32 protein-coding genes are annotated in these 26,156 nt (G+C 52.5%); 6 read left to right on the forward strand and 26 right to left on the reverse strand.

Features of this window, described 5'->3' with window-relative positions:
- The 8 genes from PKX57_RS05880 to PKX57_RS05915 form a co-directional block, all read right to left on the reverse strand.
- Positions 1-881, reverse strand: an 881-nt coding sequence (locus PKX57_RS05880; protein WP_472416378.1) for a phosphohexomutase domain-containing protein, incomplete at its 3' end; no start/stop codon positions are given.
- 5 nt (positions 882-886) lie between these two features.
- Complete coding sequence (locus tag PKX57_RS05885) at positions 887-1,225, reverse strand: YraN family protein (protein ID WP_213921719.1); 339 nt, start codon at positions 1,223-1,225, stop codon at positions 887-889.
- On the reverse strand, positions 1,218-1,523 hold the full coding sequence (gatC, locus tag PKX57_RS05890) for an Asp-tRNA(Asn)/Glu-tRNA(Gln) amidotransferase subunit GatC (protein ID WP_213921720.1): 306 nt from the start codon (positions 1,521-1,523) through the stop codon (positions 1,218-1,220). The genes PKX57_RS05885 and gatC overlap by 8 nt, the downstream gene beginning before the upstream one ends.
- Complete coding sequence (gene galT, locus PKX57_RS05895) at positions 1,520-2,530, reverse strand: galactose-1-phosphate uridylyltransferase (protein ID WP_213921721.1); 1,011 nt, start codon at positions 2,528-2,530, stop codon at positions 1,520-1,522. Before galT ends, gatC begins: the two co-directional genes overlap by 4 nt.
- Positions 2,523-3,932 (reverse strand): glycogen/starch synthase, encoded by a 1,410-nt coding sequence (locus tag PKX57_RS05900; protein ID WP_213921722.1) that lies wholly within the window; start codon positions 3,930-3,932, stop codon positions 2,523-2,525. The genes galT and PKX57_RS05900 overlap by 8 nt, the downstream gene beginning before the upstream one ends.
- A 4-nt stretch (positions 3,933-3,936) precedes the next feature.
- Positions 3,937-4,557, reverse strand: a complete 621-nt coding sequence (locus PKX57_RS05905; RefSeq protein WP_213921723.1) for an MBL fold metallo-hydrolase — start codon at positions 4,555-4,557, stop codon at positions 3,937-3,939.
- 1 nt (position 4,558) lies between these two features.
- Positions 4,559-5,347 (reverse strand): undecaprenyl-diphosphate phosphatase, encoded by a 789-nt coding sequence (locus PKX57_RS05910; protein WP_169698260.1) that lies wholly within the window; start codon positions 5,345-5,347, stop codon positions 4,559-4,561.
- Entirely contained in the window at positions 5,340-5,954 is a 615-nt protein-coding gene (locus PKX57_RS05915; RefSeq protein ID WP_169698261.1) for a CBS domain-containing protein, read from the reverse strand. Before PKX57_RS05915 ends, PKX57_RS05910 begins: the two co-directional genes overlap by 8 nt.
- 100 nt (positions 5,955-6,054) lie before the next feature.
- Between PKX57_RS05915 and PKX57_RS05920 the strand changes: the two genes are divergently transcribed.
- Positions 6,055-7,185 (forward strand): HD domain-containing protein, encoded by a 1,131-nt coding sequence (locus PKX57_RS05920; RefSeq protein ID WP_169698262.1) that lies wholly within the window; start codon positions 6,055-6,057, stop codon positions 7,183-7,185.
- Here the strand turns inward: PKX57_RS05920 and aspC are convergent, their stop codons facing one another.
- Genes aspC through PKX57_RS05970 form a run of 10 tightly spaced genes read right to left on the reverse strand, consistent with a single transcriptional unit; the run spans position 7,186 to position 16,133 of the window.
- On the reverse strand, positions 7,186-8,349 hold the full coding sequence (gene aspC / locus PKX57_RS05925) for an aspartate aminotransferase (protein WP_169698263.1): 1,164 nt from the start codon (positions 8,347-8,349) through the stop codon (positions 7,186-7,188).
- 41 nt (positions 8,350-8,390) lie between these two features.
- The gene (locus PKX57_RS05930) at positions 8,391-9,029 is read right to left on the reverse strand and encodes a hypothetical protein (RefSeq protein ID WP_169698264.1); all 639 of its coding nucleotides are present in this window, start codon (positions 9,027-9,029) and stop codon (positions 8,391-8,393) included.
- 18 nt (positions 9,030-9,047) lie between these two features.
- Positions 9,048-9,260, reverse strand: a complete 213-nt coding sequence (locus tag PKX57_RS05935; protein WP_472416380.1) for a hypothetical protein — start codon at positions 9,258-9,260, stop codon at positions 9,048-9,050.
- A 3-nt stretch (positions 9,261-9,263) separates the two neighbouring features.
- Positions 9,264-9,959, reverse strand: a complete 696-nt coding sequence (locus PKX57_RS05940) for a 2-phosphosulfolactate phosphatase (RefSeq protein WP_472416381.1) — start codon at positions 9,957-9,959, stop codon at positions 9,264-9,266.
- 5 nt (positions 9,960-9,964) lie between these two features.
- The gene (locus tag PKX57_RS05945; protein WP_472416383.1) at positions 9,965-10,588 is read right to left on the reverse strand and encodes a histidine phosphatase family protein; all 624 of its coding nucleotides are present in this window, start codon (positions 10,586-10,588) and stop codon (positions 9,965-9,967) included.
- Between the two features lie 15 nt (positions 10,589-10,603).
- Positions 10,604-13,300 (reverse strand): DNA polymerase III subunit alpha, encoded by a 2,697-nt coding sequence (locus PKX57_RS05950; RefSeq protein WP_472416385.1) that lies wholly within the window; start codon positions 13,298-13,300, stop codon positions 10,604-10,606.
- A complete protein-coding gene (locus PKX57_RS05955; protein ID WP_214048703.1) occupies positions 13,297-14,223 on the reverse strand; it encodes an RluA family pseudouridine synthase in 927 nt (308 codons plus the stop codon). The genes PKX57_RS05950 and PKX57_RS05955 overlap by 4 nt, the downstream gene beginning before the upstream one ends.
- Positions 14,198-14,668, reverse strand: coding sequence for a signal peptidase II (gene lspA / locus PKX57_RS05960; RefSeq protein WP_213920220.1), 471 nt, complete (start codon positions 14,666-14,668; stop codon positions 14,198-14,200). Before lspA ends, PKX57_RS05955 begins: the two co-directional genes overlap by 26 nt.
- A gap of 45 nt (positions 14,669-14,713) precedes the next feature.
- Entirely contained in the window at positions 14,714-15,472 is a 759-nt protein-coding gene (locus PKX57_RS05965; protein WP_213920221.1) for a YebC/PmpR family DNA-binding transcriptional regulator, read from the reverse strand.
- A 1-nt stretch (position 15,473) separates the two neighbouring features.
- A complete protein-coding gene (locus tag PKX57_RS05970; RefSeq protein WP_472416387.1) occupies positions 15,474-16,133 on the reverse strand; it encodes a TIGR03936 family radical SAM-associated protein in 660 nt (219 codons plus the stop codon).
- 120 nt (positions 16,134-16,253) lie between these two features.
- Here PKX57_RS05970 and PKX57_RS05975 point away from each other — a divergent pair, with 120 nt between their 5' ends.
- From PKX57_RS05975 to lgt, 3 genes are all read left to right on the forward strand, one after another.
- Positions 16,254-16,721 carry a metallophosphoesterase gene (locus tag PKX57_RS05975; protein ID WP_169698273.1) on the forward strand — a complete coding sequence of 156 codons (468 nt, stop codon included), beginning with the start codon at positions 16,254-16,256 and terminating at the stop codon, positions 16,719-16,721.
- 92 nt (positions 16,722-16,813) lie between these two features.
- Entirely contained in the window at positions 16,814-18,100 is a 1,287-nt protein-coding gene (gene tig / locus PKX57_RS05980; RefSeq protein ID WP_169698274.1) for a trigger factor, read from the forward strand.
- An 80-nt stretch (positions 18,101-18,180) separates the two neighbouring features.
- Entirely contained in the window at positions 18,181-19,068 is an 888-nt protein-coding gene (gene lgt / locus PKX57_RS05985) for a prolipoprotein diacylglyceryl transferase (protein ID WP_169698275.1), read from the forward strand.
- Here the strand turns inward: lgt and PKX57_RS05990 are convergent.
- The 7 genes from PKX57_RS05990 to PKX57_RS06020 form a co-directional block, all read right to left on the reverse strand.
- Entirely contained in the window at positions 19,022-19,609 is a 588-nt protein-coding gene (locus tag PKX57_RS05990) for a non-canonical purine NTP pyrophosphatase (protein WP_472416389.1), read from the reverse strand. The genes lgt and PKX57_RS05990 overlap by 47 nt on opposite strands.
- Positions 19,606-20,253 carry a ribulose-phosphate 3-epimerase gene (rpe, locus tag PKX57_RS05995; protein ID WP_214050254.1) on the reverse strand — a complete coding sequence of 216 codons (648 nt, stop codon included), beginning with the start codon at positions 20,251-20,253 and terminating at the stop codon, positions 19,606-19,608. Before rpe ends, PKX57_RS05990 begins: the two co-directional genes overlap by 4 nt.
- Complete coding sequence (gene rsgA / locus PKX57_RS06000) at positions 20,253-21,140, reverse strand: ribosome small subunit-dependent GTPase A (RefSeq protein ID WP_213920227.1); 888 nt, start codon at positions 21,138-21,140, stop codon at positions 20,253-20,255. The genes rpe and rsgA overlap by 1 nt, the downstream gene beginning before the upstream one ends.
- Positions 21,119-22,162 (reverse strand): dual-specificity RNA methyltransferase RlmN, encoded by a 1,044-nt coding sequence (rlmN, locus tag PKX57_RS06005; RefSeq protein ID WP_472416391.1) that lies wholly within the window; start codon positions 22,160-22,162, stop codon positions 21,119-21,121. The genes rsgA and rlmN overlap by 22 nt, the downstream gene beginning before the upstream one ends.
- Entirely contained in the window at positions 22,159-23,169 is a 1,011-nt protein-coding gene (locus PKX57_RS06010) for a transcription antitermination factor NusB (protein ID WP_472416392.1), read from the reverse strand. Before PKX57_RS06010 ends, rlmN begins: the two co-directional genes overlap by 4 nt.
- A complete protein-coding gene (locus PKX57_RS06015; RefSeq protein WP_214047520.1) occupies positions 23,169-23,852 on the reverse strand; it encodes a zinc metallopeptidase in 684 nt (227 codons plus the stop codon). Before PKX57_RS06015 ends, PKX57_RS06010 begins: the two co-directional genes overlap by 1 nt.
- Positions 23,853-23,920: 68 nt before the next feature.
- Entirely contained in the window at positions 23,921-24,274 is a 354-nt protein-coding gene (locus tag PKX57_RS06020) for a hypothetical protein (RefSeq protein WP_472416394.1), read from the reverse strand.
- A gap of 47 nt (positions 24,275-24,321) precedes the next feature.
- Between PKX57_RS06020 and queD the strand changes: the two genes are divergently transcribed.
- Both queD and PKX57_RS06030 read left to right on the forward strand, forming a co-directional pair.
- Positions 24,322-24,687, forward strand: a complete 366-nt coding sequence (gene queD, locus PKX57_RS06025; protein ID WP_213920503.1) for a 6-carboxytetrahydropterin synthase QueD — start codon at positions 24,322-24,324, stop codon at positions 24,685-24,687.
- Complete coding sequence (locus tag PKX57_RS06030; RefSeq protein WP_472416396.1) at positions 24,684-25,469, forward strand: energy-coupling factor transporter transmembrane component T family protein; 786 nt, start codon at positions 24,684-24,686, stop codon at positions 25,467-25,469. The genes queD and PKX57_RS06030 overlap by 4 nt, the downstream gene beginning before the upstream one ends.
- On the opposite strand, the gene PKX57_RS06035 is transcribed toward PKX57_RS06030, so the two are convergent.
- Positions 25,456-26,156, reverse strand: a 701-nt coding sequence (locus tag PKX57_RS06035) for a HEAT repeat domain-containing protein (RefSeq protein ID WP_472416398.1), incomplete at its 5' end; no start/stop codon positions are given. The two genes, PKX57_RS06030 and PKX57_RS06035, sit on opposite strands and share 14 nt — an antisense overlap.

Genomic DNA, 26,156 nt, shown 5'->3' on the forward strand with positions numbered 1-26,156 from the left:
TCGCAGTCGGGATCGGTAGCTATTATCATGTCGCAGTTGCGTTCACGCGCCAAATACAGGGCCATTTCGAAGGCACGCGGATCCTCGGGATTGGGATAGCCGACCGTTGGAAAACTACCGTCGGGCGTCGACTGTTCCTCGACGCGGAAGACTTCGTGGCCGAGATCAGACAGCACTCTGTACACCGGATAGTTGCCGGTACCATGTAGAGGAGTGTATACCAGACGCATATTCTCATAATTGTTGCACAAAGATTTCACTTTATTTTCAACGGTTTTCATGAAACCTAAAAGTATATTTTCCGGAGCGATCTCGATAAGTTCCTTCCTGGGGGCATACTCTTCGAAGTAATCCGACTCGTTTACCCTCTCGGTTATCCTCGCGGCAGGTTCGGGAACGGCCTGCGTTCCATCGGAAGTGTAGACTTTGTATCCGTTGTACTGAGAAGGGTTGTGGCTCGCCGTGATCACAATGCCCCCGCCCGCTTTGAGTTCCCTTACGGCGTAACTGAGAACGGGAGTCGGTGTCGGTTCGTTGAAGAGGTAAACCCTTATTCCCATCGAAGATAGTACATCGGCTGCCACTTCAGCGAACTCCAGCGATTTGTTCCTCGTATCGTAGGCTATGACGACCGATGGTTTGCCTGTTTCGAGTATCCACTTTCCAAAACCCAGCGTAGCCCTCGCAACGGTCTTCGAGTTCATCATGTTGGTCCCGGCGCCGAGCTTGCCCCTCATTCCGCCGGTACCGAATTCCAGATCCATGGCGAACCGCTCGATCACCTCTCCGGCCGAGAGGCTTTCAAGTTCGCCGAGCAACTCACCGGAAGAATGTTCAAGCCATCTACTGTACTCCCTTTCTATCGCCAGATTATCTCTCATACTTCCTACCACCTTCCGACACTTTTTATATGATTTATCTCTCCTGTGTTCAGCACTTCAACCACATCGAGGCGGATTTCGTCGAATTTCGGCCTTTCCTGCGCTATGAACCTGTTGGCCGCCATCTCGAGATGTCTCAACTTCCTCTCGTCCACCCTGTACCTGGGCGGGGAGAAGCCATTTCCGCCTTTGACTTCAACGAAAACCAGGACTCTGCCATCGTAGGCCACTATATCGAGTTCTCCGAACCTGTAGGAAACGTTCCTGGCGACTATCCTGTATCCCGTGTTTTTCAGGTAGGCGCAGGCGAGCTCTTCGAACTGCCTTCCAAGTTCCCTACTCATCAAATTTATAGATTCTGGGAATGGTTATGTACGGTCCGGACTTCTCCGGGAAATTCTCAGTTATCTTTTCGTTGTGTTCGAAGGGTTGAACCTCGTCGGGTCTGGGCTCGAGATCTATCTCCACCGGAGATACCATCTCGTCCACGCTCAGGTCGAGGTCATCGAGCAGAGTCATGTACTGTAGAATCTCTTCGATATCCCTCTTGAGACCGGTTCTTTCTCCTTCTTCCAGCTCGAGTTTCGAAAGGCTCTCTAGATGCCGTAAAAGCTCCGCGCTAACTCTGGTCTCCAAGTTCATCCCTCCCCGTCGATCTTGACTTCTCTCAAATACATCGCCGCATGTTCCGGGGGCATTGGATTTATATAAAAACCCGAGCCCCACTCGAATCCCGCCACCCTCGTAAGGCGCGGCACTATCTCAAGATGCCAGTGATAGTGAGTCATATCCTTACCGCCCCTGATACCCGTGTGCAGCATGAAGTTGTAAGGCGGGTTGTCGAGGGACTTATGTATTCTGAGCAACGTGTTCTTCAGGATGAAGGCGAAACCGTCTATCTCTCCGGACGTTATTTCGCCGAAATTGTGGTTGTGGACTTTCGGAACTATCCAGGTCTCGAAGGGAAATCTGGCGGCGAAGGGTTCAAAGGCTATGAAATCTCTGTTCTCTTCGACGACCCTGGTTCCTTCGAGCCGTTCCTGATTCACCATATCGCAGTAGACACACCTCTCCCTGAAGCTGTAATAATCTATCGATCCGGCGATCTCTTCGCTGACTCGCTTGGGCACTATGGGCGTGGCTATCAGCTGGCTGTGCGAATGCGCCAGAGAAGCGCCGGCCTCTCTTCCGTGGTTTTTGAAGATCAGAATGTACTTGATCCTCTCGTCTTTCTCGAGAGATCTGAAACGCTCTTTGTAAGCCCAGATTACTTCTTTCACCTGCTGGTAGGAGAGCGTTGCCAGCGTGGCGTTGTGATCGGGCGTCTCGACGATGACCTCGTGGCCTCCAAAACCCTTTATCACATCGTACATACCGTGACCGAATCTCTCCGGCTCCACACCGGGATCGAGGGCCGGGAACTTGTTCTGGACGACTCTGACCCACCAGCCCGGGCTGTCCTTCTCGGTATCGGCCGGCCTGAAGGCCATGACCTCCGGCGGAGTCGTGTGTTCATTGCCGTAATCGAAGGGACAGAAGGTGGTTTCGGCTTTTTCTTTGGAGTTTATGAAATCGTGGGGCCTTCTCGCCCTCTCCGTGGCTATTATCACCCAGCGTCTTATTATCGGATCTTTTCTGAGTTCAGGCATCGCCTTTGACCTCCAGAATCTTCTCGTAAACTGCCAGATAGTTCCTGGCCGAGGCTTTCCAGGAGAAGTCTTCCTCCATAGCGTTGGAGACGATCCTGCTCCAGGTCCGCTGATCTTCGTAAGCCTTTATAGCCTTTTTCAGAGTCTCGAGAAGCTCTTCGGGACTGTAATCGTAGAATCCAAAGCCGTTTCCCTCGAAACTCGATGGATCGAACTCCTTCACCGTATCGGCGAGACCACCGGTGAGACGTACCACGGGCACCGTTCCGTATCTCATGGCGAAAAGCTGGCCGAGCCCGCAGGGTTCGTATCTCGAGGGCATCAGGAACATGTCGCAGCCACCGTAGATCTTCTGGGCCAGGTCCAGGTTGAAGGTTATCTTCGCCGCAATTTTATCGGGGCACTCAACCTGCAGTCTTTCAAACATCCCTTCGTACTTCTTCTCGCCCGTACCCAGCACTATTAGCTGGAGAGGCAGTTCCATCAAATCCTCTTTGATCGCGGCTATCAGGTCCAGTCCCTTCTGGTCGACGAGTCTTGATATAAGGCCTATCACGGCGTTGTCCGTGCGCGGCAGGCCGACAAAATCCTGCAAATGCCCTTTGTTGATAGCTTTGCCTTCGACATTTTTAGAATCGAAGTTGACCCAGAGATGTCTGTCCTTCGCCGGGTCGTACTCGGTTGAATCTATGCCGTTCAAAATACCGATCAGATCGTCTTTTCTCTCTCTCAACACCCCGTCGAGCCCGGCGCCGTACTCGCTTGTCTGTATCTCTCTGGCGTAGGTCGGCGATACCGTGTTGATCATATCGGAAGCTATCAGCCCGGCCTTGAGGCAGTTGATGTTGTCGCCCGAGGAGACCATCCCCCACCTGTCTCTCTCTATCCCCGAGATGCGTAGATAGTTTTCGGGGTACACTCCCTGGTAAGCCAGATTGTGTACGGATATCAGTGTTCTAATCGGCTTTCCGATCTGGTCGAGATAGACGGCCATCAGTCCGGTGTGCCAGTCGTTCAGATGCACGAGATCGTAACCGCCTTCTGAGGCGAACACGGAAGCGGCGTCGGAAAAGGCCATGGCCTGAAGTCCAAGGTCGCTCACGTTGTAAACTTCCGGAGCGTTCATGAGTTCGTCGTTCTTGAGAAGGTAAAGGTCCACCTCGCTGGAGGGTAATTTAGTTCTGTGAAGCTCGAATTCGTATTCCTTTTTGACGAACCTGGTTTTTACAGTCCTGCCGGTGTTCTCTATTCCTCTATTCTGTACCGAGCCGTGAAAAGGCATCAGCACGTCTATATCCAGTCCCAGTTCCTTCAAGGCTTTGGGAAGAGATCCCGCCACATCGGCGAGTCCTCCCACTTTTGCCAGAGGATAAACTTCATACGAAACGAAAAGTACTCTCATACATTCACCTCTTGAAAAGCGGCAAATCGTGAGAGAAGATAACCGTGTCGGCTTCGTCGAAATACTTCAAAACGAAGGCCGCCGCGTCGTCGTCTCTCATTCCCTTGCGCATTTCATGATAATTTATCTGCCTTATGCAGACGTCTCCACAGATGAAAACCCTTCCAAAGTTGGTCGAATTCAAGAAGTACGATACGTGGTCCCTGGAATGATAGGGCGAACCGAGGACCTTCACGCCTCCGAGGACCGTGTCCCCGTCGGAAACGGTAACCACGTTATTCCAGGAATCAATGACCGTTCGGTACATCTTCCCGACCAGCGGTCCGAAGGAGGTGTAATTCCTGCTGGAGTAGCTCTCGTGGAGATAGACAGTTGCGCGAGAAAAGAAAATCGTGTTGAACGCGTGGTCCAGATGTAGATGCGTGAGAAGGATATCGGTTATGTCTTCTGGAGAAAGGCCGAACATCGATAGCTTTTCCTCGAGGATCTTCATTGAGGGAAATCCGCCGGGATCGACCAGCACTTTTCTATTATCTTCTATAAGTAATGAACAGCTACTATTTGAGGCATCCATCATTCCCGGTACATAGAGGGTGCTACCGGGAAAGAGGAGATGTAAGTCCAAATCACATCACTCCCAGAATAATCAAACCCACTGTACCAATAATTATACAGTAAATACCGAAGAATCTCAGTCTTCCCTTGAGTACGAGCAGTTTCACCAACCATAGACCGAACAACCCTGTAACGAAGGCAATTGTCGCCGCCGGTAGCAACGTTGTAAGAGGAAGATCGACATTGGACAGTTTCAGAATGCCTGCTCCCAGAGTGACAGGCAGGCTCAGCAGGAATGAAAACCTGACCGCTTCGCTTCTGGTCAGACCTATGAGTAAAGCGCCGAAGATAGTCATGCCGCTTCTTGAGATGCCTGGTACGATTGCTATGGCCTGGAAAAGTCCAATCGAAAGCGCACCCGCTATAGAGATTTGCAGAACCCTTCTCTTGCCCTTGAAACTGTCGGAGATGAGTAATACCAAAGCCGTCACGAACAGCATAACCGAGGCGAGCCACGCGTCCGAGAATAGAACCTCTATCTTTTCTTCGAAGAAAAAACCGAAAACCACGGCCGGAATCGTGGCCACCAGAAGCAGGAGTATATATCTCAGCGAGTTCTTTCTGTCTTTTCTGTCGGCCAATTTCGAAAGGATCAACCAGATGTCGCGGTACGTGAAAACCAGAACGGCAAAAAAAGTGGCGAGGTGAAGAACTGTGAAGAAAGCCGCTTTAGATTCCTCATTCAGAGGGACATTTAAAAAACGCGAGAAGATCGTCAGATGACCCGATGAAGAAACTGGGAGAAACTCCGTCGCACCCTGCAAAAATCCAAGAAATATGTACTTAAGAAAGTCAGGCACCGAAACCCTCCTCTTCGCTTATAGTCTCGAAGGATATACCGTTCTCCTCGAGTATTCCGGCTATGTACTGAATATCTGTCTCGTCCGTCCTTATCACTACCCTTTTGGTTCCTTCGCTATCGCCGGAGGCAGTGATTATCGAGAGAATGTTGATCTCCTTTTCGGCCAAAAAGTCCACCACATCTCTCAGCGCACCGGGTTTATCCACCATACAGATCGAGATCCTCGCACCGGGTTTGTCCATGGCGGTGAACTCCATGAGACCTTCGAGAATCTCGAAAACGCTAATTACACCCGTCACGACAAATTCTTCATCGACGACCGGCAATAGATAATCGTGGCTTTCGATCAACATCAGCGCCGCGTCTTCTATGAAGTCTGATTCGGTGCAATAGAAGGCCGGCTCCCTGACTATCTCGGCCAGTTCTTTCGTGTAGTCTTCGCTATCTATTTCATCTACTGAAACTATGCCTGAGAGCCTTCCATTCTGAGTCGTCGTTATTATCGTAGATAACCCGTACTCCCTAACTTTTTCGAGAACACTTCCCAACAACTCGCTTTCTTTGAAAATGGGGTAAGTCCTGTTCATCCATTTTTCGATGTTCACTCTTCTCGCCTCTCTTCAATTACCCGGAATTTTTATCAGTTTCCGTCATCTTTAACTTATAATTGAACAATCCAGTATACTCTCGATTGGGGGAATAACGGTGTTTCATGGTTATGTAAAACTCCTTGAGCTTGCAACGAATCTCTTTACGATGTACAGATGGAACAACATGCCAACGCTCGTCAGAACCAACGAGGCGGAAAACGCCTTTGTGTCGGCACAGTACTGCCTGTTGATGTCGGAAATGTCGGCCCTCCACGGGTTGAAGCTCGACAAGAACAAGCTCTTCCAGCGGCTGGTTCTCAAAGAACTGCCCAAGTGTCTTCTCTCGGATATCTCGGTCGATACGAAGATACTTATAAAATCCCTGTCTCCGGAAAAATGGACCGCCGTCTTCTCCAAAACTGTCGAAGAGGTCGTACAGTACTTCCCCTCTAAAAGAAGGGGAGAGTTCTTCGTCTCCATGGTCGACACGAAGGACTCTTCGATCGAAGGCCGCATAATTCAAACGGGTGATCTGCTTTCGGCAATGCTGGAGGCCGAAATACACGGCAGATACTTCCCGGATTTCTTTGCCAGACCCCTCAAGGATCTTGAAAAGAGACTTGAGAATTTCAAGGATTTCCAACCCTACAGTCTAATAGCAAATTCCGACTGGATTAAGCGATACTCCGACGCCCTGGTGGTCCTTTTGCGCGCGGTCAGATGGAACAGGCTCAACAGGAACGTTCCCACAACCGTCGCGGGTCATTCCTTCTACGTCACTCTCACATCCTACATTCTATCCAGCATGGAGATAGAGAATGGGGGGAAAATCGACCCGGTGGAAGTCATAAAGCGCGCCCTCCTGCACGACATACCGGAGAGCATGACCGGGGATATAATCACTCCGACGAAAAAGAAGGTCCCTGGATTCGAAGAGGTGATATCCCAGGTCGAGGAGCAAATGGTCAGCGGTAACTTGCTCCGCGGTATGCCAGATGAACTTGTCAAAGAGCTCAAATCACGAATGCTCGATCCTTTCGCCACAACCGAAGGGGAACTAGTAAGAGCGGCCGACCAATTCGCTGCCACGGTGGAGTGTCTCATGGAGATCCGTTCCGGCAATACCCAACCGGCCTTCAGGGATGCCCTGCACAGAATGCTCGACGACCTCTCCTCTTCGACTTTCGAAAGCGTCCGGTTCGTAACGGAATCATTCAGATGGGGACTCGACTGGGCCGGCAGGTGATCAGCGCTTCCCTTCCCTTAGAAAAGCCTCGAACCTGTCAAGCCCCTCCTTTAGATCTTCCATGGAGCTGGAGTACGACATCCTAACGAAGCCTTCGTAAATGAAAGCGCTACCTGGAACCATTCCAACTTTCTTCTCTTCCAGTAATCCTATAGCAAACTCCTGCGAGTCCTTGAATCTACCCCCAAGGTAAGGTCGAACATCTATAAAAACATAGAAGGCCCCGGAAGGGTTGTTAAAAACCATGTTCATGGCGTTCAGCCTAGAAACGACGAAATCCCTCCGTTCCTTGAAGGTCTTCACCATATCGGAAGTATCGACTTCGAAGGCCTTCAGTGCGGCGTACTGGGCCATCGTGTTCACGTTCGAGACCAGATGACTCTGTATCTTTCCAACAGCCTTCGCCAGTTTCAAAGAAGTGGCCGAATAACCGACCCTCCAGCCAGTCATCGCATAGGTCTTCGAGAAGGCGTTTATAACGGCCGTTCTCTCTTTCATTCCAGGCACAGAACCTATAGAAAAATGCGGAGCATCGAAAACAAGCTTTTCATACACCTCGTCGGATATGACTAGAAAATCCCGTTCAATGCTTAGCGCGGCCAGTTCCCTGAGGAAGCTTTCCGGATATATGGCGCCTGTCGGGTTGTTCGGCGAATTTATAATGATACCTTTGGTTTTTGAAGTGAGCACCTTCTCTATTTCGGCTATTTCCGGTACGAAGCCGTTCTCTATTCTCGACTCTACGATCACTGGCTTTCCACCACAGAGTCTTATCTGGGCTTCGTAGCTCACCCAGGCCGGCGAGATTATAACTATCTCGTCGTCGGGATTCATAATGGCCTTAAGAACGTTGTAAATAGCCTGCTTCCCGCCATTGGCGACTACGATCTCATCGGCCGAGTAGTCTAGTCCGTTGTCGATTTTAAGTTTCAAAGAGATCCTCTTTCTCAACTCATCAATACCCGTCGCGTTAGTGTACTTGGTTTTTCCTTCGTTCAAAGCGAGTATGGCGGCGTCGATTATCGGTCTGGGAGTCGGAAAATCAGGTTCACCGGCCGTGAATTTGACCACGTTCTCGCCCGCTTTTGCCAGTTCCAGTGCCTTTTTATTGAATTCCAGAGTAGCAGAAGGAGTAACCGAAGAAACTAAGCGTGATAACTCCATTGGAGCACCTCCATAATAAATACTTGTATATGGTTGAAAGATCAGATTTTATTTACGATTTCAAGTACAACCATTGCGAAATCGTTCAGGCTATCTTTTTTACAGAGCCTTGCACCGGCTTCTTTCTTTCTCTTGCCGTTCACCAGGGAAGAACCGACGGCCATGACGATTTCGTTCATGCCGTACATCAACTTCTCTATGAACTCCACCCTGAAGCCTGGTATTTCGTCCCTGATGGCAGTCACCGTCGCTTCAACCACGGCCATGTACTTTTCGTCATCACCTAAATCGACGACCGAGGTCCCCTGAAGCTCTTTTCCGTAGTGGTCCAGAGTGACCGTGATGTCCAGTTTTTTGTTGGTGGCCTTCGTTTCGAGACTTTGTAACTGGAAGGAGTATCCCTGCGAATCTTCTTTGGTGAAGCCGTCCGTTGCGGAAGTCTTTTTCTCTTCGGTATCCAGCGCTATCTGCGCTATGGATACTATTTTCCTGTCGATCTTAACTCCAGAGGCTGCAAAGATGGCAGTTTCAATGTCTCGCACCAGTTGCTTCGCCGGTTTGGAAATATCTGCGAGCACGTGGATTTCGACCATTTCGCCGTCTTCATCGTTGACGATGCGTGCGCCGTGCACACCCGGTAACTTTGAAACTATTTCATCAACCGCGAGCTTGGTTTCCATAAAATCAACCCCCTAGACCTAAAAAACTATCGCAAAGAGTAACGAAAGACCCAGAAAACTGCCGGCAACCAGGAGGGAAATCCAGCCTTTCTTGTCGTACAGCCTGTAATCCTGAGGCTTTAATTCACCCTTTGGTTTACGCACCTTCTTCGTGCCGATCTCGAAAAAAATAACCGACAGAAAAAAGGCACCCATCGCAATTATGAAAAGAACGTTAGATATCTGATCCATGGACTACCCCCGCACGAATCCATTCTCCCGCCAGACGGGTAGCAAATCGTACATGTTGATTTTAGCACAAAATGCCACATCTTCGAAATAACCGATGGAGGAGAGTTTTTTAGCGTGTTCGCAGTGGTCTACAAGGAATCTGTCCAGAGGAACGTTTGCGCTCCTGAAGAGAAACACGGCCGCTCTGGAAGCGTCGTCCAGGAGACGATCCTCGAAAACCGAAGCGGCGGCGCCTGCCAGGAGCACATCCTCCATAGAGAATTGGCCTCCTGACCCGGCGCATTGAATCGCAGCCATTCCCGGTTCATTTCCGATCTCTTCGATAACCCTGGCGAGGTTGAGAAAGGAGGCGGCCACTATCTTTCCGGCCCCCTTGGAACGCAGGGCGGCCGGAGTTCCGTTGGTCGTCGTCATGACTATCTCCCTGCCCCTCACCAGTTCCTCCGTGAAGTCCAGGGGCGAGTTTCCCAGATCGAATCTTGGTATCATGTGACCGCCCCTTTCGCCGGCCAGAAGAACCCGGGGCTCTCTCCGCTTCGTTGCGAAGGCCTCTTCAACCGTCTCCACCGGCATCACCCGGCTCGCTCCCGCATGGAGTGCGGTGACGATGGTGCTCGTCGCCCTCAGGACATCGACGACGACGGCCAGGTCCACCTCTCCGGAGAGTTCGACGGGAAGGAAGTTAACCTTTATCTTCATTCAGATCACCGCACTTGCGCAAGATGGCGGTGGATGTTGAGTTCGAAGAGCCTCCAGCCCGTTCCGCCTTCACCGGCGCGTATGGTCGATATCGAGCAGTTGTCGAGATTGAAACTGTAGTTGTTCTGAAGCGGCATGCCCAGAACATAACAGAGTACGCTCTTTATGAAAAGGGCGTGCGAGACGACTATTATGGACTGGCCGTCTTTATAGAGCCCCTCGACGTATTTCAGAAAACCGACCGAGCGCCTCTGCAATTCGCCCAGAGATTCCGTTTCTGGCATATCTGCCCAGGGGTCGCTGCGCCACTTCTGAATCAACCTGCCGTGAGTCTTGAAAGACTCCTCGATTTCGACACCGCTCCAGAGACCGATGTGGGCCTCTCTCAGTAACGGTGTGGCGATGGGCTCTTTGCCGAACTCTCCGGCGATAAACCCCGAAGTCTCCAGCGCCCTCGACAGATCGCTGGTGTAGATCGCCTCCGGAACTTCGAACTGTTCGAGGAGATACCTGGCCGTGACCCTGGCCTGGGCGCGACCGACATCGGAAAGCGGCACGTCGGAACTCCCCTGCCATCTTTTCTCTTTGTTCCATGCGGTGGTGCCGTGTCTTACAAAAACGATCTGCATCAATTTCCTCCCGGTTCACTTCAAAAGTATTTCATCGGGTTCCAGCGTTCTGAGCCGTGCGCCCTGGATAAGGCGGGTCTTTCCTTTCACCTTGATAATTACGCTCTCCCCGGGCGACGCCTCTACTATGAAGTCTCTGTCGACACTCCCGTGCACGATCCTCGAGACTTCCCTGACGCTTTCCTTCCACACCGAAGGTTTGCCGTCCTTGAAAACTACGTATCCATGAATCGGGAGCGAATCGTTGACCTCTATGAAGGTCCTCCCATCGGTTATATAGCTCCTACCCATATAATCTACCCTTCTGAAAGTCGCCAGCCCCGTTTGCAGTCTCGCCAGGGCTGCCGTCACGCTTGTGTCGGCAATCTCATCTGAAATTTCAGGCCCTTTGATGAAGGTCAAGTTGAACCCCAGCGCTTCTATCTCCATCAGCGCCCTCTCCATATCGGTGTCGTACTCCTTCTTTTCCTGCACTTCTTCTTTGAAGCCGAAGACCGATCTGATAGACTTCAACTCCGGGGCCATACCCGTCAGCGCGTTGTTGATCTGTCGGAGGAGCTCTTTGCGGTTTCCGTAAAGATCGAAATACCCGCTCTTTATCAGCCGCTCGAGATCCTTGGCCTGCAGCTTTCTTCTGTGTGTCCTGACGAAAGAGAAGAAGCTCTCCTCTTCGGGCCTCGCCGGCAACTCGCCGTATCCCAGCGAAGATGGTATGGAAAGGGATAACTCCACGTTCTCTCGAGCGGGCTCTCCCCGTGTCGAGATCTCTATCCCGCTGTCGCGCAACTCGGCCACGAGCCTGGAAAGGTTGTGGCCGGAGACCTCTCTGACGACCTCTCCGTAGAAGCGGCCGGGACGGTTGGCCTTGAAGTAGGCCAGCCAGTAAGAGATCAGGGCGTAGCAGAGACTGTGCGACTTGTTGAAGGCGTAACCGGCGAAGTTCATCAGGAAGGAGTAAACCCTTCTTCTTTTCTCGTCCGGGAGGCTGTTGAACCCGGCGGCCCGGTTCAATATCTGATCGACCTTTTCGGCGTCCTTTTTCGAGAGAGCCCTTCTCAGAAGTTCGCCGTCGTCGAGGCTCAGGGCCAGTTCCTTGCCGGCTATGCTCAGCAACTGCTCCTGATAGACGAGAAAGCCGTTCGTTTCCGAGAGTATCGAGTCCCTGCTCCTCACTCTCTCCAGCTCGCCGGGAACCCTGTTCAATTTCATGTATCTATCGGCCACGCCGGATTTTATCGGACCGGGGCGGTTGAGGGCGATGGCTATGGAAACATCGTTTATCGAGGAGAGGTCCATGGATTTGACTATCCTGGTGGCGAAGGGGCTTTCAAGTTGAAAAATGCCCGTCGTGTAGCCTTTCTTCAACACCTCGTATGTCTTTCTGTTCGACGTGCCGTACTCCCAGGGCTCCTTGCCCTGTGTGAGTCTCTTCAGGAGCGTCAGGTTGCGCAGTCCCAGTATATCTATCTTCTGCAACCCCATCGCCTGAAGCGACTCCATATCCCAGAGCGAGACCTGGAACTCCCCCTCCCTCTCGAGGGGAATCATCGTATTCAGCGGAACGTCGCTCAGGAGCACGCCGGCGGCATGGATCGAAAAACCCGAATAAAAGCCCACCAGCTCGCGCGATAAATCGAAGAGCCTTCTCATCTCCCCGTCTCTCTCGAAAGAGCGGGGGAACCTCTTCCCGTCGTTGCTCCAGTCTATGAGGCGCGAAACCCTGGTTTCATCTATCCCCAGCTCTCTGCCGATCTCGCGGGCCGCGCCTTTGAAGCCGAAAGTCGAGGTGGTCCTTATCAAACAGAAGCGATCGTCGCCGAAGAAGTCCCTCAGTTTCAGGAGAAGCTCCTGTCTCATGCGGTCTTCGACGTCTATGTCTATGTCGGGCGGATCGTCTCTTTTTACGCTCAAAAACCTTTCGAAATAGAGTCCTTCCTCCACGGGATCGACTTTAGTTACGCCCAGAAGATAACTCGCCAGGGAACCGGCGGCCGAGCCCCTCCCCGGGCCTATCCAGCAACCGATCTCCCGTGCCAGCGACACTATTCTCGACACGGTCATGAAGTAATCCTGGATCCCCTTGAGACAGATGACCGATACTTCTCTCTCCAGCCGAGATAGATACTTCTCCTCGCCGCTCCTGTCGGAAAGTTTGCCGGAGAGAAGCGCTCTGAAGTCCTCCGGCGAAATCTTCTCGGGGAAAGTCTGCGTGTAAGGCTGGAGCGGGAAGCTCTCTGGCAGGTTCGACTCTCTTTCGATACCGTTCCGGAGGGTCGCGTATCTCTCTTCGTCCGGCAGCGAGTAGTCGCCGTCAAGATCGACTCCCTTGAGGGACGAGTAGATCTCGAACTTCTTTCGATCCCGGCTCAGGTAGCGCGTCTCCCAGATCGGATTGGGCGAGGAGGGATCGAGATTCTTCGGCCGGCCTTCGAACCTGATGAGGTTAGGCGATTCGCTTTTAGAGCCGGCGATAAGTTCGCGAAACCCTTCCCCGTTTCTGGCGACCAGGTAAGACTCGCCCTCTCTGATTCCCGGGAGGGCCGTTATCGAATGCCGGGCCAGCACCTTCGACCACTTCACGAAAGAGGCCAGGGTCCGGTCGATTACGACGCATCTTTCGTAGCCGTTTCTCTCCAGCTCGCGTGCCGTCTCTTCCGGGAGCAGAACGGACTGGTAGAGATCGTAAGGGGTAACTATGAAGGCCGTCTTCATCTCGCCATCACCGACAGGTTCACCAGAACCTTTTTCATGTCCTCGGGCAAGGGCGCTATGAAAGTCATCTTTTTCGAAGATCTGGGATGGAACAGGGTCAACCTCGCGGCGTGAAGCATCTGGCGCTCCACTCCGTATATCGTATCCTCCCTCGCCCTGCCGTACATGGCGTCACCCAGGAGAGGGTGGCCTATCTCCTTCATATGCAGCCTTATCTGGTGGGTTCTCCCCGTTCTCGGGCTGGTCATAACCAGCGAAGCCTCCCCGCCGAAGGTCGCCAGCGTTTTGAAGTAAGTCAGCGATTCCTTCCCGTCCTCGCTCACTCTCATTTTCAACCTGTTGACTGGGTGTCGGGAGATCGAGAAAGCCACCTTCCCCGTCGGCGGAGTCTTTCCCCTCACTATCGCGAGATAGTCCTTCGATGTTTCGCGGTTTTTGAACTGCGCCGAGAGGGCGATGTGAGAAAGATCGTTCTTGGCGACGACTATCACACCGCTGGTATCCTTGTCGAGCCTGTGAACTATTCCCGGTCTCATCACGCCTCCGATCCCCTGAAGATCCACACAGTGGTTCAAAAGAGCGTTCACCAGCGTCCCCGATTGCCTGCGCGGCAGCGGGTGTACGATAACCCCCGGATCTTTGTTCACCACTACGATATCTCTATCTTCGTAGATTATTTTCAGCGGCAAATCTTCCGCCTCTATCGACATCGCCTCGGGCCTGTCGGGAAGCTCAAAGGTTATCGATTCTCCGGATTTGACCCTGTAGCCGGGTTTCTTCGAGACCCTGTCGACAAAGACCTTGCAATCTTTTATCTGGCGTTGAATGGCCGTACGAGATATCCATGGAGGAGCTTTCTCAGAAACCAGTTTATCGAGGCGCCAACCGTTCTCCCGGTTAGTCACCAGTATTTCGTGAATCACGTCTTTCCCTTCGATACATCGATACGAGCAGCAGGATCGCTCCAACGACTATGCAGCTATCGGCAGCGTTGAAGATCGCCGGAAAGCCTCTGAGCTCGAGAAAATCCACGACATGCCCGAGCCTCAACCTGTCTATCAGGTTGTTGCCGATCGCCCCGCCGACGATTACACCGACCAGGAAAGTCTCGAACCGGGACAGTTTCGAAGCGAAGACCACAGATAACACGACTATCGCTATGACCAGCGAGACCGCGACGGAAACGAGAACCAGCGGCTCCTGGCTGCTGAAAAGTCCGAAAGCGACTCCCGTGTTCTTGACATACCTGAGACCGAAAATCTCACCGATCAGATCTATCCTCTGAAAATACGTCATGTTCTTCTCTACTAAGTACTTGGTTACCTGATCGATTATCAGTGCCAGAGACATACCAAATATTGAAAGCAATAAAACCACTCCAGATAGTTCCGCCCTCACCCGGGGCCATCGATCTTAACCAATCTCTTCTGCCAGCGCTTCCATTTCCGATTCGTCTATATCGGAGTTGTCGTAGACTTCCTGAACGTCGTCGTTATCCTCGAGAATATCCAGAAGCTTCAAAAGCCTGCCGGCCTCCGAGCCCGATACCTTGAGACTGTTGCTGGGGATATAGTTCAACTCGTAAGAGAGAGTGTAGCCGTTCTCTTCGAGGGCGGTCTTGACGTTCGAGGCGGCATCCGGAGAGGTGACGATCTCGATGGGGTCGATATCGTCCTTTATATCCTCCGCGCCGGCCTCTATCGCGAGAAGCTGGAACTCTTCAAGGTCCGAGATCTGCTCTTTGGAGACCGTGATGAGGCCCTTTCTTTCGAACATCCAGGCAACCGCACCGCTCTCGGCCATGGTGCCGCCGTATTTGGAAAGCGTGTGTCTTATCTCCTGGGCCGTCCTGTTCTTGTTGTCGGTCAGACACCTTATCAGGAGCGCCACTCCGCCGGGGGCGTAACCTTCGTAGAGCGCTTCCGAGAACGACTGTCCCTCCATCTCTCCGGCGCCCTTCTTGATGGCCTTTTCCATCGTGTCTTTCGGCATGTTGGCCGTCCTGGCCTTTTCAATGGCCGTCCTGAGGGCCGTGTTCGTGTTGGGGTCAGAGCCCCCTTCCCTGGCAGAAACCATCAATTCTCTGATTATCTTGGTGAAAACTTTGGATCTCTTGGCATCCTGAGCACCTTTTCTGTGCTTGATATTCGCCCATTTGTTGTGACCGGACATTTCAAATCCCTCCTATTTCATCCAGAATATTAGTCGTAGCTCTATTCTTGAAGTAACCTTCTTTTACATAAACAAATACCCCTTCGTTAGAAGCGGTTCCCTCTCGCGATACGATCTTCAGCAATTCTTCCGATGGTACCGGCCTTTCCGTTGGCTGGAAATATTCTACCATATGACAGGTTTTTAGAGTTGTTACCGTCAGGTTTTGAAAAACTTCTCCGGCCCTGAAAGAGCGCTGCCCGTTCTTGGTCTTTTTCACCACAGTCAGCTGCGGGTCGAAGCGGGACGGCTCGAAGCGTTCTGCGGGAAGACTCAGCGAAAACCTGTAGGAATCCAGAAAATCGTCGATCTTTATATCCACCGGCAGGTACCACGCTCCCAGGGCTCTCAAGGTGAAAACCGAATGTGCTTTCAGAAGTTCCAGAACGCCATCCACCCTATCGTCGCAGTCCAGCAACACGTAATTGGCCAGACTGCCCACGCCAGTGGGAACGGCTGGCGAGTAGCTGATCTTCATTCTCGGATGAAAGCCCTGGGTGAAGGAAACGGGGATCGACGATCTGCGGATCAACCTCTCGATAGCCGTCGCCGTCTCCTGATGGGACAGAAACCTCAGAAGACCGCCCGTAGAGAAACGAATCGCAAGTTTTCCAGCGCTCAAAAGACCCTCCAGGTGACTGAACAGAAACTCTTTGTTGTTCGACAGTTGTGCAGTTATAATTGTATTCGATACTCCAGGACTTTGCAATGATATATTGATCTTTTAGATAGAGGTGCGCAAATGTGGATGATAATGTCCGACTCTCACGACAATGTACCGAAGGTTTCCAGAGCGATCGATCTCGCCATCGAAAGGGGAGTCTCCGTCGTTTTCCACTGCGGCGACCTGGTCTCTCCCTTCACCGCGAGGGAACTGTTGAGATACAAAGGTACGCTCTATGTCGTTTTTGGAAACAACGACGGCGAAAGGATTGGTCTGAAGAATCTTCTTGGATCTTCGATCGGAACGGGCCCCGTTTCTCTGTGGCTGGAAGGCAAGAAAGTGGTGATGATGCATGAGCCTTTCGGCCTGAACGGCACCATCATGGCCGATTACATATTCTACGGTCATACCCACAGAATCGATACGAGCAAGGAGGGCGACAGATTGATTTTGAATCCAGGGGAGAGCTGTGGATACCTCACGGGAAGATCTACCGTGGTCCTGCTCGACCCTGTCAATCGATCATACGAGGTGGTGGAGATTTGAGCCGGTCAATAATAACATCAGTTTAACCGTGCCATCGGAATGGATAAGTATAATTGGACAGCAAGTAACAATCTGAATGGAGGGAAAGATAAGTGGAAAAGAATTTTTTGAAGAAGGAGAAGAACATCGAGAAATTCATCTTCTACTTCACGCCCGAGGAAGTCGAAAAGGCGGAGGGCGAAGTTGTGAAATACGTGAACCAGCACTATTCGATACCGGGATTCAGAAAGGGCAAGGTCCCTGTAAGTATCGTGAGAAACTTCCTCGACGAGAGTTTCGATGAAATGGTTCTCGAGAACCTTTCCGATACCATAGAAAAAGAGATCAAGGAGGAGAAGCTCTATATTCCCGCGTCCATAGTCAGCCAGAAGCGAGAAGGAGATGTCGCTTCGATAGAGGTTGAACTCCACAGAGAGCCCGAATTGAAGATAAAGGATTTCGGTGAGCTCGAACTGATGATACCAAAAAGAGACGAGGTGGTCGCCAACTATGTCAGCAACAGGCTTGAAGAGTTGCGGAACGAACACGCGATCATCGAACCGAAAGACGGCCCGGTCGAAATCGGAGACATGGCAAAGATCGAGTACTCCATAATTAAAGACGGGAAGAAGATCGCCGACAAGAAGGTCCAGGAGGTTCAGATCACTGCGGAGGACGACAGGCCGATGGTGAAAAACCTGATCGGTCATTCCAGGGGTGATACTATTCAGTTCAACAGGACTTTCGAAGGATCGGACAACGAGTATTTTTACAGCATAGAGCTTAACGAAGTCTTCAAGAAGAGCCTACCTGAGATCGACGATGAATTTGCCCGAACGGTCGATCCCGATCTATCGACCCTCGATGAACTGAAGAAGAAGATCGAGGAAGAGGGAGTGAAATCCTTCGCCGGCTGGAAAAAGGACTTCCTTCGTCAACAGGCTATGGATAAAATAGACGATCTTGTGGAAATCGAGATAGCAGAATCCACGATCGGGTTTTTCGTCCAGAGGGCGATCGAGAACTCGAAAAAGGACAAGAGCTACGACGGGTATCTTAAGCAGGCAGAAAGCCTGGAAAAACTCGTAGAAGAATTCAGGACGGGGATAATCAATGAAGTGAAGAAGAACAGATTCATCGAGGAGATGGCCAGAATAGAGGGGCTCAAAGTGGAAGAGGATGAACTTGTATCCTACTCCGAAGAGATGTCTTCTTACTGGGGAATGTCGGCCGATAGAGCCCGCGAGATGATCAAATCCAGAGAGGATATCAGAGAGGACCTGACATCGACGATTCTTAGAAACAAAGTCCTGGATATAGTGGTTGAAAGGGCTAAAGTCGTTGAGATAGAGCCAAAGAAAGAGGCCCCGGAACAGTCCGAGCAAAAAGAAAAAGAGTAAAAACAAACCGATTCCGTCCGCGGGGAAGAGGTCTTCGACCCTTCCCTCCTGGATGGAAACCATCTTTTGGGGGTGGAGTTATGAAAAAGAAGATCGTAATATCGTCAATTTTGATAGCGGTTGCAGTGGTCATGTTCTTTTTCCTCAAGGCCGTTTTCAGGGGCGATTTGATACTGAACCCGATTATTGTCGAGAATCTCGGCCCATTCACGATAAGATGGTACGGGGTGTTGATAGCCGCCGCGATAATCACCGCCTATCTTCTTGCCAGGAGAAAGGCCTTTAAAGAAGGAATAAAAGAGGAACACATAATAGAAGGGATCTTTCTCGGGATAATCTTCGGAGTCATGGGAGCGCGGCTCTATTACGTGGCCTTCAATTTCGAGTTTTACAGGGGCGACTTCTGGAGTATATTCAGAACCTGGGACGGAGGCCTTGCGATACATGGAGCCTTCTTCGCCGCGTTGTTGGTAGCCTTTTTATATGTGAAGTTGAGAAAGAAGGCTCAACTCAACTTCTTTCAGGTAACGGACCTTTTTACAGCTGTCCTTCCCCTGGCCCAGGCCATCGGCAGGTGGGGTAACTTCATGAACTACGAAGCCTACGGCAGTCCGACAGATCTGCCCTGGAAGATGTTCGTGCCAGAACAGTACAGAATGCCCGGTTATTCGAAGTTCGAGTACTTCCACCCAACCTTTCTGTACGAGAGTCTGGCAAACATCGCCATTTTCGCTTTTCTTTACTGGTATCTCGAAAAGAGAAGAAATTATGGCGAGGTAACCGCGCTGTACATGATACTTTACTCGACAATCAGGTTCTTCGTCGAGGGACTGAGGCTGGACAGCCTTTACATAGGTCAGACGGAGCTGAGAACGGCAAAAGTCGTGTCCGTGGTCCTGTTTGTCGCCGGCATCGTGCTTTTCATCCTTGCCCGTTATAAAGGCAAACCAGTGAAAAGAGTTTCTTGAAAGCTATGGCCCTGTGCGAAAGTCGGTTTTTCACTTCGCATCCAAGTTCGCCGAAGGTTTTGTCGTACCCGTCGGGAATAAAAATGGGATCATAACCAAAACCTTCCGTTCCCGAAATGCCAGGGGCTATCCTTCCCTCCACGCTGCCTTCAGCTCCCAGAAGGCTACCGCTGGAGCAATCGTAGAAGAGAGCTGCGCAGATGAATCTCGCAGTTCTCTTTTTTTCTCCTTTCATACGGGCGAGTATCTCCTGCATTTTATCGCGGTAGGAGGCTCCTTCCATGAACCTCGCGGAATTGACGCCCGGAAAACCGCCTAAGGAGTCTATCACGAGGCCGGAATCATCTGAAAGGAGATACACACCGCTATTTCTGTACGCTTCGATCTTCTTCAGAGCATTTCCATAAAAAGTGCCGGCGTCTTCCGCAACAGACTTTCCCGGAATAATCGAAGTTATAAGATCCAGATCGAAGCCCTCCGGCAGCAGCCGCTCAATCTCCTGGAATTTATGGCGATTTCCGCTCACAAGGTACAGCCTCATCTCTTCAACTCCCTGATCTTCTCGACCACCTTCGAAGGCGAAGCGGCCCTGAAGACGGCGGCCCCCATGATGAGGATGTCGGCGCCCCGCTCTACGAGTTCTCCGGCATTCGAGAGGCTCACGCCCCCGTCGACGGCTATTTCGTAGGAGTAACCCAGCTCGTCTCTCAAACGATGCAGCCGGTCTATCTTCAAGGAGGCCCCGGGTATGAACTTCTGGCCGGTGAATCCCGGGTTGACGGTCATGACCAGCACCCCGTCGACGAAGGGTAGTATCTCCTCGAGCGCCTGAACGGGGGTCGCCGGATTGATAACGACGAAGGGCGAAGCCCCCAGATCCTTTATAGAAGTTATGAGTCTGTGAAGATGGGGGTTACCTTCGACATGCACGTGCAGGTTTCTCGCGCCGAGCTGTACGTACTCGGCGATGAACTTCCCCGGGTCTTCGATCATAAGGTGGACGTCCAGCGGCGGGTGGTCGATCCTGCCGAGCGCCTCCATGATCGGAGTGCCGAAGGTGATGTTCGGAACGAAGACCCCGTCCATAACGTCCACATGGAGCAGATCGGCGCCGATAACCTTTCTCACCTCTCTGGAAAGGTTCGAAAGGTCCGCGGCCAGAATCGAAGGCGATATTTTGGCCATTATTTTCTTCCTCCTTCGATTTCTTTCAGCTCTCTGGTCATTCTAAAGTAACTGTCGTACCTGCTTTCGGATATATCCCCGGCTTTAAGCAGCTCCTTGACATAACAGCCCGGCTCGTCTATATGTACGCAATCGGAAAAGGCGCACATTCCCCTCTCCTGCGCCAGCTCGGGAAAGTGATTCTGCAAATCCTCCACTTCCAGTGGCGGCAGTTCCAGGTTGGCAAAGCCCGGCGTATCGGCTATCAGTCCGCCGAAATCGAACTGGAGGAGCTCGGCGTAGGAGGTGGTGTGCCGTCCCTTCTCGAGAGTCCGGGACAGTTCCGAGACTCTCAGCTGCAGGCCGGGATTGAGAGTGTTCAAAAGGCTGCTCTTGCCCACGCCCGACATGCCGGCCATCGCGCTTATCTTGCCCTTCAACACCTCGCGCATCTGCTCTATGTTGATCCTCTTCTTCGAGGAGACGGGAATTATCTCGTGGTATTCGCCATAAATGCCGGTGAACTTCGAAAGCTCCTCCCCCTCAAGGAGGTCTATCTTGTTGACGACCACCACGACCGGAATCTTCGCAATGCTCGACATGACCAGGAAACGATCGGTTATGAAATTTTGAACTTCCGGCTCTCTTAGAGAGAGCACGAGGATTATCTGCTCTATGTTGGAAATTCTCGGTCTCAACAACTCGCTCTTTCTGGGAAGTATCGCCTCTATTCTGCCCTGCCCCGCGCTCGAGAGCGAATATTCGACCATGTCTCCCACGATCGGCCTGATTCCCTGCGCCCTGAACTTGCCAGGCATCGAGCAGAGAACCCTGCCGCCCGACGTTTGATCGACCACTTCCATATTGCTGCTTCCGAACCTGACTACTATTCCCCTTCTTCTTTCCAAGCCCTTCCCCCTTTCTGCCGTCTCAACTGACCGCAGGCGGCGGCGATGTCGGTCCCGCGTTCGTATCTCAAGGCCGCCTCGATTCCCTTCGATTTTATGGCTTTCACGAACTCGTCTATCGTTTTTTCGTCCGGCCTTTCATGGTCACTATCGACCGGATTCACCGGAATGACGTTGACGAAGGCCTTCAGTCCCTCGAGGTATTTCACGAGCCTCTCCACGTCTTCTTTCGAGTCGTTCACTCCCTTCACCAGCGCGTACTCGAAAGTCAACCGGTTTCCGGTCTTTCTCTGGTAATAATCCAGAGAAACCCTGAGAGCCGAGAGCGAGAATCTTCTGTTCACAGGCATCAGATGACTTCTGGTCCGGTCGTCGCAGCTGTGCAGGGAAACCGACAGCCTGAGATCCCTGCCCGAGTCGGCCAGCCTCATAATTCCCTCCGGGAGACCGGCGGTGGATACCGTGAAGTGCCTTATACCCAGGTTCCTTCCGGCCGGTTCGTGCAGGATATCGATCGAGGCGTACAGGCTCTCCTCGTTGAGAAAGGGCTCGCCCATCCCCATGAAGACTATGTTATCTACCTGCGAGCCGAGCTCTCTCTCCATCAGAAGGACCTGTCCCACTATCTCGCCGGGCGAAAGATTCCTGGTGAAGCCGCCGGCCCCCGTGGCGCAGAAGGAGCACCCCAGCGCGCATCCCACCTGCGAGGAGATGCAAAAAGTGCAGTGTTCGGGATGTCTCAAGAGCACCGACTCGATGTACTCGCCGTCGTGAAGGCGCCAGAGGAACTTCTCGGTGCCGTCGGACGAAACCTGTTTGTCGACGACTTCCATGCGCGGGAAATACATCTCTTCCCGCAGCTTCGTGCGCAGCGCCTTCGAAAGGTTCGTCATCGAATCGAAGTCGGTGACCTTCTTTCTGTAAACCCAGTCGAAGATCTGGTTGGCCCTGAAGGACCCCTCGCCCAGCCGGCCCATCAAATCCCTCAATTGGTTGAGTCCTGTCGAAAGCAAGTCTATCATTTGATCCTCCCGAGAAGGCAGAGATAACCGGGGAGCGGCGATGAATCGGGTAGCAGCCAGTAGCCGTGGCCGTCGAAACGTCCCTCTATCCCGGAATCTTTCAGAAACGTCCCCATCTGCCTGGCGGCGTAACCGGGTATCCCTCCGACCAGCGAGGTGTTCTCTTCCAGGCTCAGCGAGTGCGAGTAATAAATGAATTCCTCAAAAGGTGATTCTTTGAGCTTCCCGACAATTGACGCCCTGATCTTTTCTGCGCTCCTGGCAAGGTTTTCTCTGCTTAGTGTATGGAAGAGCCACGGCCTGGAGTTGAGCCGGGCCGTCTGGCTGCCCGGGTACTTGAAAATCGGGAGGCCGAGTCTTTCCAATATGAACTCCATCTCGTCCCGCCTTTCGATTCCATCGGTCGGTCCGCCCTTTTGAAAAACCACGAAGAGATCGGAAAACTCGCTCTTTTCGAAGACGTAGCCGTTCTCGAGCATGTCCCTCTCGCCGCCCTTCGAATAATACGTCTCCGATGGGGGCGTCTGGTTGTACTCCATCAGGCCTTCGAGATCGGTGATGTACTCGATACCCCTCCAGAGATCGAAGAGCCATTCGGGATGGGAGTGTTCCACGTGAGCGGGTACCTCTCGAGTAAGCCCGTTCAGAGAGAGCTTCCGCAGAACGGCGTTGGCGAGCCTCCTGAACTCGGCGACGCCTATAAGCTCCACCGTGGAGTGAATGGCGGCGTAAGGCGGCACGCCATCGAGAAAGAGGAGCTGAAGGGCCCCCATTCTGAGGGCGTTCAACACCGACACCGGCAACCCGCGGGGCTTCCTCAGGTACTTCGAAAGTTCGTAGTCTATCCTGATTCGCTTTCTCAGCGTCTCGAAAATCAGGTTCGAACAGAAGGCGCGATCCTTGAAAGAAAGAGTGGAGATGGCCATATCCACTTTTTTTGAAGAAATGTATCCGTTGCTGTCGAAAAAGGAAAGCGTTTCGAGAGCGATCGAACGTGATGTCTGCATCAATCCCTGCTTCCATAAGCCCCTGCGATCAGAAGCATTCTCAACAGCTGGAGAATCGCGGTCGCGGTGGAGGCTACATAAGTCATGGCCGCCGCTCCAAGGACCGAGCCGACGGCCTTCAGCTCCGTCGAGGGCATGCCCATGGAAGCCAGAAGCTTTTTGGCTCTTGAACTGGCGTTGAATTCTACCGGCAGCGTCACGAGCGTGAAAAACACGAAGGCCGAGAAGACGAGTATCCCCACCTTTATCAGCAGGGGAGAGACCATCAAGAGGCCGATGACAAAGAGAATCCAGGAGAGGCTCGATCCCAGCTGGGCCACCGGCACGACGGCGTTTCTCACGACCAGGGGGGCGTACTTCTCCCTATCCTGAATCGCGTGGCCTATTTCGTGTGCGACGACGCCAAGAGCGGCGATCGAGCTGCTGTCGTGAGTCGCCTGCGAAAGTCTCACCACTCTCTTTCTGGAGTCGTAGTGATCGGTGAGGTTCCCCTTCACTCTCTCTATATGTATATCGAAAAGTCCCGCGTTGTCCAGCAGTCTCCTGGCCAGCTGAGAACCGGTATAGCCGAAGGCCGACCTGACTTTCGAGTACTGAGAGAAGCGAGAACTCACCAGAAACTGGGCGTAGGCCGCCAGAACAATCGCCGGAATCAGTACTATGAACGTCGGATCCCAAAACATCCAACCACCTCCATCTAAAATTATATATCCGTTGTATTTGACGGTCAAATGCCGTTATCGTTTCGATGCTATACTCTTTTGAAGGGGCGGGCGAATGCTACCGGACCAGGAACGGCTATTGCGTGGTGGATTGTTGGTGGTGCGTTGTGAGTTGTGAGTAAGGGCGAGATGCCGGATCGGGGTCCGGCATGACTGGAAGGAGGAAAGGTAGAGATCCTGGCTAAGAGATTGCCATGATGACCTGAAGGGAGTAAAACTGTCATCCCGTAGTGCTTCATACGGGATCTCATCTCTTCAGTCTCTCCCTCCGGCGTCGGAACGATGAACCGCTCTCCCGATCTTTCGAAGGACGGCTCTTCCCGACGGACGAAGGACGGCTCTTCCAGCCTCTCGCCTCTTACCTCTAGCCTCAGGTTCTCCAAGGACGGCTCTTTCCGCTCTTCCAATAGACCAAAAGGAGGCATGAAAAATGTTTTACGTAACCAAGGAGTTCACTTTCGACGCCGCTCACAACCTCGTGAGCTACCACGGCAAGTGTGAAAAGCTACACGGGCATACATATAAAGTGCATATCACAATGGTCGGAGAGCCCGACGGCGAGGGAATGGTCGTAGATTTCCTGGAGCTCAAAGCCATCGCCCGCTCGAAGGCCATCGATCTGCTCGATCACTCGTACATAAACGAGATCATACCCCAGCCCACGGCCGAGAATATCGCCAGATGGATCTTCGAGAGAGTATCGCCCGAACTGAAAAGGGAGAACTGCCGGGTATATGAAGTGACCGTCTGGGAGACTCCGACGAGCTTCGCCAAATACAGGGTGAGAGAGATTTGATAACGGTTCCGGCCGGCCGGTATATCTCGACCGGTTCTTCGATCCACGCCATCGACCCTTCGGCCAAGATCGTTTCCTTCATCGCGCTGGCCTTTTCCTCGCTCTTTCTCGACGGACCGGCCGATTTTCTCGTCTACGCAGTCCTCTGGACGGCCGTCTATCTTCTGTCGGCCGTGGCCCTCAGGGAGTACCTGTCGACCCTCTGGGGCATCAGGTTTCTTCTCCTGCTGGTGGTGGTCTTTCAATCGCTCTTCACTCCCGGGAGGGTGTTGCTCGACCTCGGGGTGGTCAGGATTACCGTGGAAGGGCTGGCGAACGGTCTGATACAGTCCGGAAGAGTGATCTTCGCGGTGCTTTTCGGTATAACGCTTTCACTCACCACCTCGCCCGTCGAGATCTCGACAGGTTTCGAGAGGATACTCAGAAGACTGGGGCTCGGTGAGTCCAGGGCCTCTAAAATCGGCCTGGCCGCCTCTCTAACGCTTACTTTCATTCCTCTGATATCTCTGCAGACGGAAAGGGTCATAATGGCCCAGAAGGTCCGGGGTGTCGAGTTCGACAAGGGGAGCCTCTTCAAGAAGGTGAAGAACGCGCTCACGGTAGTGATACCCGTGATAGTCACCTCGCTGAAAAAGGCGCAGGATACGGCGGCGGCCCTTCAAATACATTTCCGATCGTCCAGTCGCGCAGGGATACACTTGCGAGTATCGAGATGGAAACTACCCGAAATCCTTCTGACAGCCACGGCCTTCACGGCCCTGCTGGGCGTTATCCTTCTGTGAAACCGAAAAGCTCTCCCAGCCTCGACGGATTTATCCTCGCCATGGCCCTGGAGGCGGCAAGTCTCAACCTGCCGTCGTTGGAGAGATCGACGATCACCGATTCGAGATCGCCGGCCAGATCCTCGAGCTTGAGGAAGCCGGTGACGGAGGCTGCCAGCATCCTGACGGCCGCCTCTTCCTTCTTGTTTTTCAAGAGTCTGGAGATCAGGTCGCCGCAGTTGAAGAGCCTGAGTTTCTTGACGGCCCTGAGCGAGGCCTTCTTCAGGCGAGACGAAGTCGATCTCAGCGACTCCTCCACCACGTTCTCGATAGAGTGATCCAGAAGATTGCCCAGCGCCTCCAGAGAGAGGGCCCTGACCCTATCGGAAGGATCTTCCAGTCCCTGATGAAGGATCTCAACCGAAGATGGCTCCTGTAAACCCTTCAAATACTGGGCTCCGTAGAACCTGCACTCTTCGTCCTCGGAGTTCATCAGCCTCTCGGCCAGTCCCAGGAGCTGCGAGTCGTAGCCCTTTATCTTGCGAAAAACCTTCAGCGAGGGCAGGGAGATGTACTTGTCGTCGGAATCGAGCAGCTTTTTCAGGGCCGGAACGGCTATCTCCTCGGGAAAGGCCGATATCAGGTCGATGATGCTCTCCTTTATCGAAGCCGAACGATACTTCGAAAGGCTTTCCAGAAGAGCGCTCA

Source organism: Mesotoga sp., from assembly GCF_035363035.1.
In the GTDB taxonomy this organism is placed as follows: Bacteria; Thermotogota; Thermotogae; order Petrotogales; family Kosmotogaceae; genus Mesotoga.